This window comes from Shinella curvata (genome assembly GCF_022899935.1).
GTDB lineage: Bacteria > Pseudomonadota > Alphaproteobacteria > Rhizobiales > Rhizobiaceae > Shinella > Shinella curvata.
In genome coordinates this window covers 349,055-362,916 of record NZ_JALJCJ010000002.1, presented here as the reverse complement: position 1 = coordinate 362,916, position 13,862 = coordinate 349,055, and the positions used below count along the sequence as shown (strand labels likewise).

General features: G+C 62.7%; 18 protein-coding genes. 3 read left to right on the top strand and 15 right to left on the bottom strand.

The features are described from left to right. Positions 1-6: 6 nt before the first annotated feature. The 3 genes from MUU55_RS07775 to MUU55_RS07765 form a co-directional block, all read right to left on the bottom strand. Entirely contained in the window at positions 7-1,074 is a 1,068-nt protein-coding gene (locus tag MUU55_RS07775; RefSeq protein WP_244760206.1) for a zinc-binding metallopeptidase family protein, read from the bottom strand. Positions 1,075-1,179: 105 nt separating this feature from the next. Further along, positions 1,180-1,371: a CsbD family protein gene (locus tag MUU55_RS07770; RefSeq protein WP_244760205.1), complete on the bottom strand. Its 192-nt coding sequence runs from the start codon at positions 1,369-1,371 to the stop codon at positions 1,180-1,182. A 97-nt stretch (positions 1,372-1,468) separates the two neighbouring features. Continuing rightward, the gene (locus MUU55_RS07765; RefSeq protein ID WP_244760204.1) at positions 1,469-2,074 is read right to left on the bottom strand and encodes a YqgE/AlgH family protein; all 606 of its coding nucleotides are present in this window, start codon (positions 2,072-2,074) and stop codon (positions 1,469-1,471) included. 174 nt (positions 2,075-2,248) lie between these two features. Between MUU55_RS07765 and MUU55_RS07760 the strand changes: the two genes are divergently transcribed. The 3 genes from MUU55_RS07760 (at position 2,249) to MUU55_RS07750 (ending at position 3,964) form a co-directional block, all read left to right on the top strand. After that, the gene (locus MUU55_RS07760) at positions 2,249-3,040 is read left to right on the top strand and encodes a protein-disulfide reductase DsbD domain-containing protein (RefSeq protein WP_244760203.1); all 792 of its coding nucleotides are present in this window, start codon (positions 2,249-2,251) and stop codon (positions 3,038-3,040) included. Between the two features lie 76 nt (positions 3,041-3,116). Beyond that, on the top strand, positions 3,117-3,602 hold the full coding sequence (locus MUU55_RS07755) for a peroxiredoxin (RefSeq protein WP_244760202.1): 486 nt from the start codon (positions 3,117-3,119) through the stop codon (positions 3,600-3,602). A gap of 68 nt (positions 3,603-3,670) precedes the next feature. Beyond that, the gene (locus tag MUU55_RS07750) at positions 3,671-3,964 is read left to right on the top strand and encodes a YciI family protein (protein ID WP_244760895.1); all 294 of its coding nucleotides are present in this window, start codon (positions 3,671-3,673) and stop codon (positions 3,962-3,964) included. Positions 3,965-3,973: 9 nt separating this feature from the next. Here the strand turns inward: MUU55_RS07750 and rnhA are convergent, their stop codons facing one another. The 12 genes from rnhA to coxB form a co-directional block, all read right to left on the bottom strand. Then, a complete protein-coding gene (gene rnhA, locus MUU55_RS07745; RefSeq protein WP_244760201.1) occupies positions 3,974-4,417 on the bottom strand; it encodes a ribonuclease HI in 444 nt (147 codons plus the stop codon). After that, positions 4,414-5,379 carry a homoserine kinase gene (locus tag MUU55_RS07740; protein WP_244760200.1) on the bottom strand — a complete coding sequence of 322 codons (966 nt, stop codon included), beginning with the start codon at positions 5,377-5,379 and terminating at the stop codon, positions 4,414-4,416. The genes rnhA and MUU55_RS07740 overlap by 4 nt, the downstream gene beginning before the upstream one ends. Positions 5,380-5,433: 54 nt before the next feature. Beyond that, the gene (gene ispH, locus MUU55_RS07735; protein WP_244760199.1) at positions 5,434-6,435 is read right to left on the bottom strand and encodes a 4-hydroxy-3-methylbut-2-enyl diphosphate reductase; all 1,002 of its coding nucleotides are present in this window, start codon (positions 6,433-6,435) and stop codon (positions 5,434-5,436) included. A gap of 9 nt (positions 6,436-6,444) precedes the next feature. After that, positions 6,445-6,810, bottom strand: a complete 366-nt coding sequence (locus MUU55_RS07730; protein ID WP_244760198.1) for a DUF1304 domain-containing protein — start codon at positions 6,808-6,810, stop codon at positions 6,445-6,447. 37 nt (positions 6,811-6,847) lie between these two features. Then, positions 6,848-7,642, bottom strand: coding sequence for an SURF1 family protein (locus MUU55_RS07725; RefSeq protein ID WP_244760197.1), 795 nt, complete (start codon positions 7,640-7,642; stop codon positions 6,848-6,850). Continuing rightward, positions 7,611-7,994 carry a DUF983 domain-containing protein gene (locus MUU55_RS07720; protein WP_244760196.1) on the bottom strand — a complete coding sequence of 128 codons (384 nt, stop codon included), beginning with the start codon at positions 7,992-7,994 and terminating at the stop codon, positions 7,611-7,613. The genes MUU55_RS07725 and MUU55_RS07720 overlap by 32 nt, the downstream gene beginning before the upstream one ends. 166 nt (positions 7,995-8,160) lie before the next feature. Then, positions 8,161-9,039, bottom strand: coding sequence for a cytochrome c oxidase subunit 3 (locus MUU55_RS07715; RefSeq protein WP_244760195.1), 879 nt, complete (start codon positions 9,037-9,039; stop codon positions 8,161-8,163). A gap of 58 nt (positions 9,040-9,097) precedes the next feature. Next, positions 9,098-9,703, bottom strand: a complete 606-nt coding sequence (locus MUU55_RS07710; protein ID WP_244760194.1) for a cytochrome c oxidase assembly protein — start codon at positions 9,701-9,703, stop codon at positions 9,098-9,100. A gap of 2 nt (positions 9,704-9,705) precedes the next feature. Then, on the bottom strand, positions 9,706-9,846 hold the full coding sequence (locus MUU55_RS07705; RefSeq protein ID WP_244760193.1) for a hypothetical protein: 141 nt from the start codon (positions 9,844-9,846) through the stop codon (positions 9,706-9,708). Further along, entirely contained in the window at positions 9,846-10,790 is a 945-nt protein-coding gene (locus MUU55_RS07700) for a heme o synthase (protein WP_244760192.1), read from the bottom strand. The genes MUU55_RS07705 and MUU55_RS07700 overlap by 1 nt, the downstream gene beginning before the upstream one ends. Before the next feature lie 247 nt (positions 10,791-11,037). Further along, on the bottom strand, positions 11,038-12,705 hold the full coding sequence (gene ctaD, locus MUU55_RS07695) for a cytochrome c oxidase subunit I (protein WP_244760191.1): 1,668 nt from the start codon (positions 12,703-12,705) through the stop codon (positions 11,038-11,040). A 19-nt stretch (positions 12,706-12,724) separates the two neighbouring features. Further along, the gene (coxB, locus tag MUU55_RS07690) at positions 12,725-13,609 is read right to left on the bottom strand and encodes a cytochrome c oxidase subunit II (protein ID WP_244760190.1); all 885 of its coding nucleotides are present in this window, start codon (positions 13,607-13,609) and stop codon (positions 12,725-12,727) included. Positions 13,610-13,862: the final 253 nt, after the last annotated feature.

Sequence of the window (13,862 nt, the reverse complement as noted above, 5' to 3'; positions counted from 1 at the left end):
CCTGACTTATTGTCGATTGCCGCTCTGTTGCACTAATTGGTTGATGAAATCGAGTTTTTCCACGACCGGCGGCGGCAGCACGAAGGGATAGCTGTCCGGCTGGCCCATGGAGCGCTGGATGGCATTCATGGCGACGGAGAGCGGGATCCAGCTTTCGACCAAACGCCCGGCATTCGGCGCGCGATAGGGGTCGAAGGTAATTTCGGCTTCCAGCTCCTCATGCCCCTTCGGATCTGTGTTGAGGCCGAAGGCGCGCGCGGTTTCCAGCGTGTCGACGATGTGGAAGAAATGCGCCCAGCATTCGGCGAAATCCTCCGCCGGGTGGCAGCTCGCATAGGTGCTGATGTAGTTCAGCGGCCAGTCGGCGGGCGGGCCCTGCTCGTAATTGTGCTGGAGGGCGGCGGCATAGTCTGCGCGCTCATCGCCGAAAAGGCGGCGCGCCTCCGCTAGCGTCACATCGTCGCGAACGAGCTGCGTCCAGTAGAAATGGCCGATCTCGTGGCGGAAATGGCCGAGCAGCGTGCGATAGGGCTCGTCCATCGAGACGCGCACGCTTTCGCGCACCTCGTCATCGGCTTCGGCGGCGCGCAGGCTGATCAGGCCATCCTCGTGGCCGGTCATGGCGGCCGCGATCACATTGCCGTCCGCATCCAGTTCGTCGGCGAGAAAGTCGAAGACGAGACCGCCGGCGGGATCCTCTTCACGCGTCGGATGCGGCAGTTTCCAGCGCAGGATGGAGTAGAAGAGATGGCGCTGCGCAGCACCGATACGGCGCCAGCGCTCCAATCCCTTGGAATCCGTCGTGGGCACGATGCGATTATGCCGGCAGGCGGGGCAGAAGGCATGGGCGCTGTCGGCGGGAAGGATCCAGTTGCAGACGTCATGCGCAGCGTTGTCGCAAAAGCGGTAAAGCCCCTCCCGCGGAGAAATCCGCCAGCCCCCTTCACCTTCGGGAACCAGTGCATGCAGCGTCATGTCCTCGGGAAGGAAGCCGAGCGAGGAGCCGCAGCGCACGCAGAGGCGATTGTCGAAATGGGTGGTCTGGCCGCAGGTTTCGCAGGTGAAAAGCTTCATGGTCTTTCCGGGATGAGGGGATGCTCTCAGCACGATACCCGCATCGGCCTTCACCGATACGGGCATCGAAACGCGGTGTTAGGGGCTCGACAGCCCCACGGCCTGTCAGAGGCGGTCGACCGCGCCCTTGACGGCATCCTTGGCCTTGCCGACGGCCTTCTGGGTCTTGCCCTTGGCTTCCTGGCCGGCGCCTTCGGCGCGCAGGCGCGGATTGTCGGTTGCCTTGCCGGCGGCCTGCTTGGCCTTGCCGGCCAGTTCGTTGGCCGTGCCCTTGATCTTGTCGCTCGTGCTACCCACCGTCATACTCCTGTTGCTTGCGGCGTGTTCCTTCACGCGGCGAGACAACGGCGAAGCGCCGCACAAGTTCCAAAGAGATTTGGATTGCCGCGAGCCGTCAGGCGTGACCGGCTTCCACCGACAGCATGGCAGGCTGGATGCCCATCAAAGCAAGTGCCCGATCGTACTTGCTGTCGAGATCCGTGTCGAAGATCAGCTCTTCCTGCGCCGGGCAGGACAGCCAACCATTGGCGCCGATCTCGTTTTCGATCTGCCCCGCGCCCCAGCCGGCATAACCGAGCATCATCAGGCCGCGTTGCGGCCCGTGCCCGCGCGAAATGGCGCGCACGATATCGAGCGTCGCCGTCAACGAAATATCGTCGCTGACGGGAATGGACGATTCGGACATATAGTCATCCGAATGCAGCACGAAGCCGCGGCCGCTTTCGACCGGCCCGCCGCAGCGGATGGGGAAATTCAGCGTCGAGCCCGGCAGGCGGATCACCTCGTCCTCGCCGACAAGGTCGAGATGCAAGAGCACGTCGGAAAAGCTCAATTGCTGCGGCCGGTTGATGACGAAGCCCATGGCACCGTCTTCGGAATGTGCGCAAATATAGACGACGGTGCGGGCAAAATTCGCATCGGCCATCCCCGGCATGGCGATCAGGAACTGACCGTCAAGGAAGCCACGTTCTCGTTTGTTTTTCAGAACCGAGATAGCCATGATGGAAACAGCCTACCAATTCGCCGCCAAATGAAAAGCATTCTTTTTGACCGGCGCGGCATGCCGGCCCTCACAGAAGAGCTATGGCGCGTTCACGGCCGATCAAGCATTTATGATGACGCCATCCGCGTTTGTCGCTGGAAAGCCGGCACGGGCGGCGCTAGATATTTGTCCATGAAACGCTTGGAAACCGCTGCATTCGCGCTGCTTTTCGCCTGTTCCCCCGCCATGGCCGCGACCTCGCCCTGGGTCGAGACGCCGGGCGGCGACGTGCGCCTCATCGCACTGCCGGCCAATGCCGACGGCACGGTGCGCGCCATGCTCGACATCCGGTTGCATGACGGCTGGAAGACCTATTGGCGCGATCCCGGCGGCAGCGGCATTCCGCCGTCGGTCGCCATCAGCGGCGCGGAATTGACCGCCGTCGGCTTCCCCGCACCAAAGCGCCTCGGCGACCAGACCAATCACTATATCGGCTATGACGCGCCCGTGCGCCTGCCGCTGACGCTTGCCAAGCCGGAGGGCGGCGCGATCACCGCCACGGTCTTCCTCGGCGTCTGCAAGGACATCTGTATCCCCGTGCAGGCGGAGTTGACGGCGGATGCGAGCGCCGAGAACTTCGCCAACCCGCTGGAGGAAATGGCGATTTCCGATGCCGATGCCACGCTGCCGCATGGCGCGGGCGACGGCTTCAAGCCGTTGTCCGGGCAATGGGCGGCCGACGGCAAGAGCATTTCCGTGCGCTTCGAGGCGCCCGCCGAGGGCGCGCTGCCGGACGTCTTCCTGTCAGGCACCTCGACCTTCGAGTTCGGCGCGGCCGGCCCCGTGCGGCGCGATGGTGGCGTCTTCGTCGCCGAGGTACCGGTGCTGCACAAGCCGAAGGTCTTCGATCTCGCCAAAAACCCGATCAAGCTCACGGTCAGGGCCGGCGACAAGACGATGGAAAGCCCGCTTGCCATCGAGTGACTGTCGCCTATAGTCCCCCTCCCCGGCCTTTTTCGGCCGCCCGCCGATACGATACCGACCTCATAGGAGAGACGCCGTGACCATTGCCGTTGGAGACAAGCTGCCCGAGCTCAAGATCAAGGAACGCACGCCGGATGGTCCCGCCGAGGTTTCGACCGAGGACCTCTTCAAGGGCAAGCGCGTCGTGCTCTTCGCCGTGCCCGGCGCGTTCACGCCCACTTGCTCGCTGAACCACCTGCCGGGCTATCTGGAAAACCGCGACGCCATTCTCGGCAAGGGCGTGGACGACATCGCCGTCGTCGCCGTCAACGACCATCACGTCATGGGCGCCTGGGCCAATTCCACCGGCGGCGCCGGCAAGCTGCGCTTCCTCGCCGACTGGGACGCTGCCTTCACCAAGGCGCTCGGCATGGATATCGATCTCTCCGCCGGCACGCTCGGTGTGCGCTCCAAGCGCTATTCCATGCTCGTCGAGGATGGCGTGGTGAAGACGCTGAATGTCGAGGAAAGCCCCGGCCAGGCGACCGTCTCCGGCGCCGCCGCGATGATCGAGCAGCTCTGAGCTGATCCTTGCGGGTCACGGCCTCGCCGTGGCCCGTTTTCGCGCCTGGAGCCTTTGCCGTGCCGCCGATCTATGTCGCCATCCTCACCTATGTCAGGCCGCTGGACGAGATCGACCAGCATGTCGATGCCCATATCGCCTGGCTGCGCAAGCACTATGCCGACGGCACGTTCCTGCTTTCCGGCCGGCGCGTGCCGCGAACCGGCGGCGTCATCCTGACACGCGGCGAGAGCCTCGAGGCGGTCGAAGCGCTGCTGGAGACCGATCCGTTCCAGCAGCACGGGCTTGCGACGGTTGAGATCATTCCGCTTCAGGTCGCCATGGCGGCCGAAGGTCTGAAGGACGTGTTTCTCGATCCGTGAGCGGTAGCGTCAGCCGCCCTTCTTGAACGGCGCCATGCCCTTGCGGGCGAGTTCGTCGGCCCGTTCGTTTTCGGGATGGCCGGCATGGCCCTTGACCCAGTGCCATTCGACCTTGTGCTTCAGGCGTGCCGCATCGAGCGCCTGCCAGAGATCGCCATTCTTCACCGGCTTCTTGTCGGCGGTCTTCCAGCCGTTTTTCTTCCAGCCGAAAATCCATTTCGAAATGCCGTCCATGACGTATTTCGAATCCGTGTAGAGATCGACCTCGCAGGGCGTCTTCAGCGCCGTCAGCGCGCTCATCGCCGCCGTCAGTTCCATGCGGTTGTTGGTGGTCTCGGCCTCGCCGCCGCAGAGTTCCTTCTCGACCTCGCCATAACGCAGCACCGCGCCCCAGCCGCCGGGACCGGGATTGCCCGAGCAGGCGCCGTCCGTATAGATATCGACATGTTTCATCGCGAGAGACCGTATTCCGCGGGATTCCGGACCTGCCGGTGGAAGCGCAGCTTGCGCAGATATTCCAGCGGATCCTTCTTGACGACCAGCGCGCCGGGCGGGGTCATCAGCCAGTCGTAGAGGCGGGTCAGGAAGAAGCGTAGGGCCGAACCGCGCGAAAGCAGCGGCAGGGCGGCAGCCTCCTCGTCGGACAGCGGGCGCACGCTCTCGTAGCCCTCCAGCAGCGCCATGCCCTTGGTGAGATTGAACGAACCGTCCTTCTCGAAGCACCAGGCATTGAGGCAGATGGCGACGTCATAGGCCAGCAGATCGTTGCAGGCAAAGTAGAAGTCGATCAGGCCGGAGAGCTCGTCGCCAAGGAAGAAGACGTTGTCGGGGAAGAGATCGGCGTGGATGACGCCCGAAGGCAGGCCTTCGGGCCAGTTGGCTTCCAGGGCTGCTAGTTCATCGGCGATCTCGTCCCGCAGGCCCTTCTCGACCTCATCGACGCGATCGACCGACTTCTCCCACAGCGGCCGCCAGGCGCCGACGGAGAGCGCATTCTCGCGGGTGATCTCGAAACCCTCGCCAGCCACATGCATCGTGGCGAGCGCCCGACCGACCTCGCGGCAATGTTTTGCCGCCGGCTTCCTCAGCCACATGCCCTCGAGGAAGGAGATCATCGCGGCGGGGCGGCCGGAAAGTTCGCCCAGAAGCGCACCGTCGTTGCGCGGCAGCGGCAGCGGGCAGGACAAGCCGTTCTCCGCCAGATGGTGCATCAGGCCGAGGAAGAACGGCAGGTCATTGCGATCCACGCGCTTCTCGTAGAGCGTCAGGATGAAAGCGCCCTGGGTGGTGTGCAGCAGGAAATTGGAGTTCTCCACGCCCTCGGCGATGCCCTTGTAGGAAAGCAAAGTGCCCGCGTCATAGGCGGTCAGGAAGCGGGAAAGATCGTCTTCGGTGATGTCGGTATAGACGGCCACGGCGGGTCTCAGGCTTGCGGGGTGAAGAAGGGAGAGCGGGCGCGCTGGAGCGCCCTATTCCCCATTGACGAAGGCCATGTCGGCGGAGGTGAGCTCGATGGACCGCAGCTCGCGATTGACGAGGAAATGTTCGTTTTCCTCGACCGTATCGGCCAGCTCCACCACCGCATTGTAGCGCATGCGGAAAGCCTCGATGATCTCGTTGACGATGACTTCGGGCGCGGATGCGCCGGCCGACAGGCCGACGGTCCTGATATCGCCGATCGTCTCCCAGTCGATTTCCGAGGCGCGCTGCACGAGCACCGACTTGGTGGCACCGGCACGCAACGCCACTTCGACGAGGCGCTTGGAATTCGACGAGTTGGGCGCGCCGACGATGAGGAAGAGATCGCAGCCGGGTGCTGCCTGCTTGACGGCCTCCTGGCGGTTGGTCGTGGCATAGCAGATGGAATCCGCGGCTGGCGCGGTGAGGTTCGGGAAGCGCTCGTGCAGGCGCTTGATGACGCCGGCCGTGTCGTCCACCGACAGCGTCGTCTGCGTCACGAAGCCGAGATTGTCCGGATCCGGCGGCGTATATTTGTCGGCGTCCTCGACGGTCTCGATCAGATCTACGGAACCCTCCGGCAACTGGCCCATCGTGCCGATGACCTCGGGATGGCCATGATGGCCGATCAGCACGACATGGCGGCCGAGGCGCTGGTGGCGCATCGCCTGCTTGTGCACCTTGGAGACCAGCGGGCAGGTCGCATCGAGATAGAACAGGTTGCGGCTTTCCGCATCGGCAGGCACCGACTTCGGCACGCCATGGGCGGAGAAGACGACGGGCTGCTTGCGATGCTCCTCGGGGATCTCGTCGAGTTCTTCGACGAAGATCGCGCCCTTGGCTTCGAGCCCTTCCACGACATAGCGGTTGTGCACGATCTCGTGGCGCACATAGACGGGCGCGCCATAGGCCTTCAGCGCCAGCACGACGATCTGGATGGCGCGGTCGACGCCGGCGCAGAAGCCGCGCGGGCCGCACAGCCTGATGGTCAAATCCGGTCGGTTCTCGTTCATGCGTCTCGGTTATCCGGCAATGAGGACGGCAACAAGGGCGATGGCCGCGGGAAGCGCCTGAATGACGAAAATTTTTCGCGCGGCCGTTGCGCCCCCATATAGGCCGGCGACCAGCACACAGCCAAGGAAAAACAATTTGATCTGGTAGGCGAAGCCCGGATCGGGGTGGACGAGCGACCAGAAGAGGCCGACGGCGAGGAAGCCGTTATAGAGGCCCTGGTTGGCGGCGAGCACCTTCGTGGCTTCCGCCTGCGCCGGCGTCATGCCGAAGGCTTTCTGGCCGCGTGGTGTTGCCCAGAGAAACATTTCGAGGATGAGGATATAGACGTGCTCGAGTGCTATGAGCGCGACAAGTATGGTTGCGATTGCATGCATGTCCCTCTCCCTCTGCCCTCGTTCTTCCTACGGTATTTCAGGACGCCGGGCGATCACCTTTTCGCCGGAACAGTGCATAGAGCCCGACACCGACAAGGGCGGCCGCAAGACCGTACCAGGTGACGGCATATTGCAGGTGGTTGTTCGGCAGGTCGAACTGGGTGACGCCGCCGATCGGCAGGCCCTTGGGGTTCAGGGCATCGCCGGCATCGACGAAGAACGGCACCAGTCTGTCGGCGGCAATACCGGTGCTGGACGCCATGACGTCGAGGTCCTTCCAATAGAAGATGTTCTTGGCGATATCGTTGTCCGGCACGATGGAGGACGGCTTTTCGGCAAGGCGGGCGCGGGCAAGGCCGGTCACGGTCTGCTCCCCGGTGAGCTGGCCCTGCTTGCGCATTTCCGGCTCCTTCGCCTCGAAGGGCACGAAGCCGCGGTTGATGAAGAGAAAGCGGCCATCGGCGAGCTGAAGCGGCGTGTAGACGTAGTAACCGGTCTGGCCGTTCCAGGTGGCGAAGAAATGGCGTTCGCGGTTGTTGGCGAAGACACCTGTAACGGTGACCGGGCGATATTCGATATCCTCGCCCCTCGCGGCCATCGCCTCGATATCGGCAAGACTTACGGGTGCGGCGACCCGGCGCTCGGTCATGTCGGCGAGCAGCTTTTCCTTCCAGTGCAGGCGCTGGACCTGCCAGGTGCCGAGCGACAGCAGGATGGCGAGCGCAATAAAGAAGGCAAAGCCCGTCAGGACCAGCTTTCCCTTGCCTGCGGGTGAACGCGGGCGATGGCTTGCCGGAACCTCAGCCACGATCGATCTCGCCGGGGCGGGCATTGTTGCGGTACTGCAGGGTGATGAGCAGGCCCTTGAGCACACGCGTCAGGGCAAGGCCGAGCACGATGACCAGGGGTATCCACAGCAGGAAGTGCACCCAGAGCGGCGGATTGTAGTTCACCTCCATCCACAGCGCCGAGCCGACGACGATGAAGCCGACGATCAGGAGCACGAAGACGACGGGACCATCGCCCGAATCGGCGAAGGCGTAGTCGAGGCCGCAACTTGCGCAGACGGGCTTCACCTTCAACAGGCCGTCGAACAGCTTGCCTTGGCCGCAGCGCGGGCAACAGCCGCGTAGGCCCGCGCTGATCGGATCGACCGGGGGATAGAGTGCCTTGTCCTCGTCCATGATGCATTCCAGTCAAAGAGGTCGCCGGCCCTTCGGCCCGATGTCGATAGGTAACGCCGCCCTGCCCGCGCGTCCAACATTAAAGCTGCGACAAAGCGCCGGGCCATACCCCAAAAACAAACGGCCGCATCGCTGCGGCCGTTCGAAACAGTTTTGCCGTCTGGGCTTACATGTGCGCGATCGGCGCGCCCCAGCCACCCCAGATGTAGATGGAGAAGAAGAGGAAGAGCCAGACGACGTCGACGAAGTGCCAGTACCAGGCAGCGGCCTCGAAGCCGAAGTGCTGCTTGGGGGTGAAGTCGCCGCGCAGCGCGCGCACCAGGCAGACGATCAGGAAGATCGTGCCGACCAGAACGTGGAAGCCGTGGAAACCGGTCGCCATGAAGAAGGTCGCGCCGTAGATCGAGTCCTTGAAGGCGAACGGGGCGTGCGCGTATTCGTAGCCTTGCACGAAGGAGAACAGGACGCCGAGCAGCACAGTCAGCGTCAGGCCGTTGATGAGGCCCTTGCGGTCGTTGTGCAGCAGCGCATGGTGCGCCCAGGTCACGCATGTGCCCGAAAGCAGCAGGATGACGGTGTTGTAGAGCGGCAGATGCCAGGGATCGAGAACCTCGATGCCCTTCGGCGGCCAGACGCCACCGGTGTGCTCGACGCGAGCGGCCTGAATGGCTTCGCCCGGGAAGAGGCTGGCATCGAAGAAAGCCCAGAACCAGGCGACGAAGAACATCACTTCCGACGCGATGAACATGATCATGCCGTAGCGCAGGTGCAGCGAGACGACGCGGGTGTGGTGACCCTCATGCGCTTCCTTCACCGTGTCCGCCCACCAGGCGTACATCGTGTAGAGCGTGATCACGAGGCCGATGTAGAAGATCCAGGGATTGGCGAGGTTCACACCGAACAGGTGGAAGGCGCCGCCCGAGAGATAGCGCATGTAGCCGATGCCGCCGAAGGCGAGCACGAAAGCACCGATGGAGGCAAGCAGCGGCCACGGGCTGGGGTCGATGATGTGGTAGTCGTGTTTCTTCTGGTGCGCATCGGCCATGTAACGTATCCCCAATGTATCGCGTTCCATTCCCGGCATAGCCGGAAACGCATAAATTTCAAAGCTTGTTCGCGTCGTCCGTCTTCACGTCCGCAGCCGAAGCCACCGGCTTCGACGCCTCATGCGGAAAGAAGGTGTAGGACAGCGTGATCGTGTGGATGCCCTTCGTTTCGACCGGCTTGACGATCTCCGGATCGACGAAGAAGACGACGGGCATTTCCAGTTCCTCTCCGGGCTTCAGCGTTGTTTCGGTGAAGCAGAAGCACTGGACCTTGTTGAAATAGGCGCCTGCGGCCTGCGGCGTGACGTTGAACGTCGCCTGGCCGGTCGTCGCCTTGGACGCATTGTTGCGCGCCTTGTAAAGAATCTGGACGGTCTCGCCGATCTTCAGCTCGACCTCGCGCTCGACCGGCTCGAAGGTCCAGGGCAGGCCCGGACCGACATTGGCGTCGAAGCGCACCTTGATCGTCTTGTCGAGAATGACGTCCGAAGCCTGTTCGACGCGCTGCGTCGTACCGCCGTAGCCGGTGACCTTGCAGAACATCTCATAGAGCGGCACGGCGGCAAAGGCCATCGCGCCCATGCCGATCACGAAGGAACAGCACATGGCGACGACCGCGCCATTGCCCATGCTGCTTTTTTCGGTCTTGCGGGGTTCACTCATCGTCAGCCCGCCATTCCGCCGCCGAACTTGATCAGCGTCACGATGTAGAACACGACGACAAGCCCCAGAAGCACCGCGCCGAGCGCGATGTTGCGGCCGCGGCGGGCCTTCTTCTGGCTTTCAGTGAGATTGACGGTTTCCATTAAAACACCCATCCGAAGGAAGCGATCAGGTGGTCGAACATCAGACCGGAGAAGACCGCGAACAGATAGACGATGGAGAAGGCGAAGAGCTTCTTGGCCGGCACCATCGCACTGTCGCCTTCCGGCATGCGCAACACGCCGATGGAGTACCACACGAAGCCCAGGCCGAGCGCTGCGGCAAAGAGACCGTAACCGAAGCTCGCAAAGCCGAGCCAGGTCGGCACGACCGCGATGACGGCGGTCAGCACCGCATAAATGAGGATCTGCACCTTCGTGGTGGCTTCGCCCGAGACGTTCGGCAGCATCGGCACGCCGACGGCCTCGTAGTCGCGCATCTTGAAGAGCGCGAGCGCCCAGAAATGCGCCGGGGTCCACAGGAAGGTGATGAGGAAGAGCACGACGCTCTCGATGGACACGCCGCCCGTCACGCAGGCCCAGCCGATCATCGGCGGGAAAGCGCCGGCCGCACCGCCGATGACGATGTTCTGCGGCGTCGAGCGCTTGAGCCACATCGTGTAGATGACGGCGTAGAAGAAGATGGTGAAGGCAAGCAGGCCGGCCGAGAGCCAGTTGACCGCAAGGCCGAGGATGCAGACCGAGAAGGCCGAGAGCGTCAGGCCGAAGGCGAGCGCTTCCTGCGGCCGGATACGGCCCGAGGGGATGGGACGCTTGGCGGTGCGGGTCATGACCGCATCGATATCAGCGTCATACCACATGTTCAGGGCACCGGAGGCTCCGGCGCCCACGGCGATACAGAGAATGGCGATGGCGCCGATGAACGGGTTGATCGTGCCGGGCGCCAGGACCAGGCCGGCAAAGGCCGTGAAGACGACGAGCGACATGACGCGCGGCTTGAGGAGCTCGAAGAAATCACGCGGCGACGCTTCGGAGAAGTAGACCTCGCCGCCGCCCGGAACCGTTTCGTGATGCTCGATAACCGCCATGTTCTTTCCGTATCGTTCCGTTGTCAGAGTGGGCAAGCCTCATGCCCCGCCCTCCGTCATCCTCGGGCTTGACCCGAGGATCCATGCCACACCCTCCGGTGTACCGTGGAGAGTGGATCCTCGGGTCAAGCCCGAGGATGACGGAGGGCGGGGTAAGCGTCGGGTTATCCAACGAACCGTCCGGCCTCCGCCGGTATTTTCCAGTACTGAGGCCGCCGTTGCCGGCGGCCCCAAATCTCGGAAGATCTTACTTGATCTTCGGGAGCTGTTCCCACTGGTGGAACGGCGGCGGCGAAGACAGCTGCCATTCCAGCGTGTTTGCACCTTCACCCCAAGGATTGTCGCCGGCGACGCGCTTCTTGGCGAAGGCTTCGAAGACGCCGAAGAGGAAGATCAGCACGGCGAAGGCCGAGATGTACGAACCGTAGGACGACACCGCGTTCCAGCCTGCGAAAGCATCCGGATAGTCGATGTAGCGGCGCGGCATGCCGGCGAGGCCGAGGAAGTGCTGCGGGAAGAAGATCAGGTTCACGCCGATGAACATGATCCAGAAGTGCAGCTTGCCGAGGAATTCCGAGTACATGTAGCCGGTCATCTTCGGGAACCAGTAGTACCAGGCCGCGAAGATGGCGAAGACGGCGCCGAGCGACAGAACGTAGTGGAAGTGAGCAACCACGTAGTAGGTGTCGTGCAGGGCGCGGTCGAGGCCGGCATTGGCGAGCTGGACGCCCGTGACGCCGCCGACGGTGAACAGGAAGATGAAGCCGATCGCCCAGACCATCGGTGTCGTGAAGCGGATGGAACCGCCCCACATCGTCGCGATCCAGGAGAAGATCTTCACGCCCGTCGGAACCGCGATGACCATCGTCGCGAAGACGAAGTAGCGCTGCGTGTCGAGCGACATGCCGACCGTGTACATGTGGTGCGCCCACACGATGAAGCCAACGGCGCCGATCGCGACCATGGCGTAGGCCATGCCGAGGTAGCCGAAGATCGGCTTCTTCGAGAAGGTCGACACGATGTGGCTGACGATGCCGAAGCCGGGCAGGATCAGGATGTACACTTCCGGGTGACCAAAGAACCAGAACAGGTGCTGGAAGAGGATTGGGTCACCGCCGTTTTCCGGGGCGAAGAAGGCCGTGCCGAAGTTGCGGTCGGTGAGCAGCATGGTGATGCCGCCTGCCAGAACCGGCAGCGAAAGCAGAAGCAGGAAAGCGGTGATCAGAACCGACCAGGCAAACAGCGGCATCTTGTGCAGCGTCATGCCCGGAGCGCGCATGTTCAGGATCGTGGTGATGAAGTTGATCGCACCGAGGATCGAGGATGCACCGGCGATATGGAGGCCGAGGATCACGAAGTCCATCGCGGGACCGGGCTGGCCGGCCGTCGAGAACGGCGGATAGATCGTCCAGCCGCCGCCCGCGCCATACGCACCTGCCGGGCCTTCGACGAACATCGAAAGCAGCACGAGCAGGAAGGCCGGGATGATCAGCCAGAACGAAATGTTGTTCATGCGCGGGAACGCCATGTCAGGCGCGCCGATCATGATCGGAACCATCCAGTTGGCGAAGCCGCCGATGAGGGCCGGCATGACCATGAAGAAGATCATGATGAGCGCATGCGCCGTCGTGAAGACGTTGAACATGTGCTTGCCGCCGTCGATGGCAGCATCGCCCTCGAAGCCGTAGACCATCTGGGCGAGACCGTGGAAGATCTGGATGCCCGGCTCCTGCAGTTCCATGCGCATCACCACCGACAGCGTACCGCCGATGATGCCCGCACAGATCGCGAAGATGAGGTAGAGGGTGCCGATGTCCTTGTGGTTGGTCGACAGGAACCAACGCTGGAAGAAGGTGAGCGGCTTGTGTTCGTGGTGATCGTGGTGATCGCCGTGGGCAGCGGATGTTCCGGCCATGGATCAGACTCCCTAGGTATTACTGCGCGGCGTTCTGGGCGACGTCTACGGCCTTAACCGCACCGTCGACAGACGCCATCAGGGCCTTGTTTGCCTCGCCGACATTCGTCGCGGCGGCAGCAAGCCAGGTATCGAACTTCTCCTGCGAGACGACGCGGATGGCGATCGGCATATACGCGTGGTCCTTGCCGCAGAGCTCGGAACACTGGCCGTAGAACAGACCTTCACGGTCGGCCTTGAACCAGGTCTCGTTGAGGCGACCCGGAATGGCGTCGATCTTCACGCCGAAGGACGGCATCGCGAAAGCGTGGATTACGTCGGCAGCGGTGACGAGGAGACGAACATGCTTGCCAACGGGAATGATGACTTCGTTGTCGACGGTAAGAAGGCGCGGATAGATCGACTTGTCTTCCTTGCCGGCCGCGGCGCGGTCGCCATCTGCAAGCAGGAGACTGTCGAAGGAAACCGGCTTGTCGGCAACCTGATACTCGTAACCCCAGTACCACTGGAAACCGGTAGCCTTGATCGTCAACTCCGGCTCTTCCGTCGGCGCGAGCTGCTTGGTGAGAAGCTGGAAGGAGGGAACCGCGAGGAACAGCAGGATGATGACCGGGCCGAGCGTCCAGACGACCTCGATTGCCGTGTTGTGGCTGGTCTTCGACGGGACCGGATTCGCGCTTTCGCGGAACTTCACGACGACGATGATAAGCAGGACGAGAACGAACAGCGTGACCGGGACGATGAACCAGAGTGTGTACTGCTCGAACCAGCGAATTTCTTCCATGATCGAGGTGGCGGCGGGCTGAAGGCCCTTCTGCCACGGAAACGGCTGATCAGCGAAAGCGGTCGAAGCAAAGAGCAGACAGCCGATGGCGGCCAGAACTGCAAAAGCTTTGTTTTTCACAACGTATCTCCCCAAGGCGTTTGATTGGGATCAAACAGACGCGCAGAATCCCTGCTATACTGAGTGCTTAAAACCACAGTTTCATGCTCGCCGCAACAGCCATGGGGCTGCGTCTGTGCGGCATTTTTGCGCAAAAGCAAAAGCCTCCCGCCGATCCCCACAGTTTCCACACAATTCCCTATAGCATGAAAGGTTTGGCCACCGCGACCCTCGTGTCGGCGCACGCGGTACCCCGCCACCGCGACTCATTTTG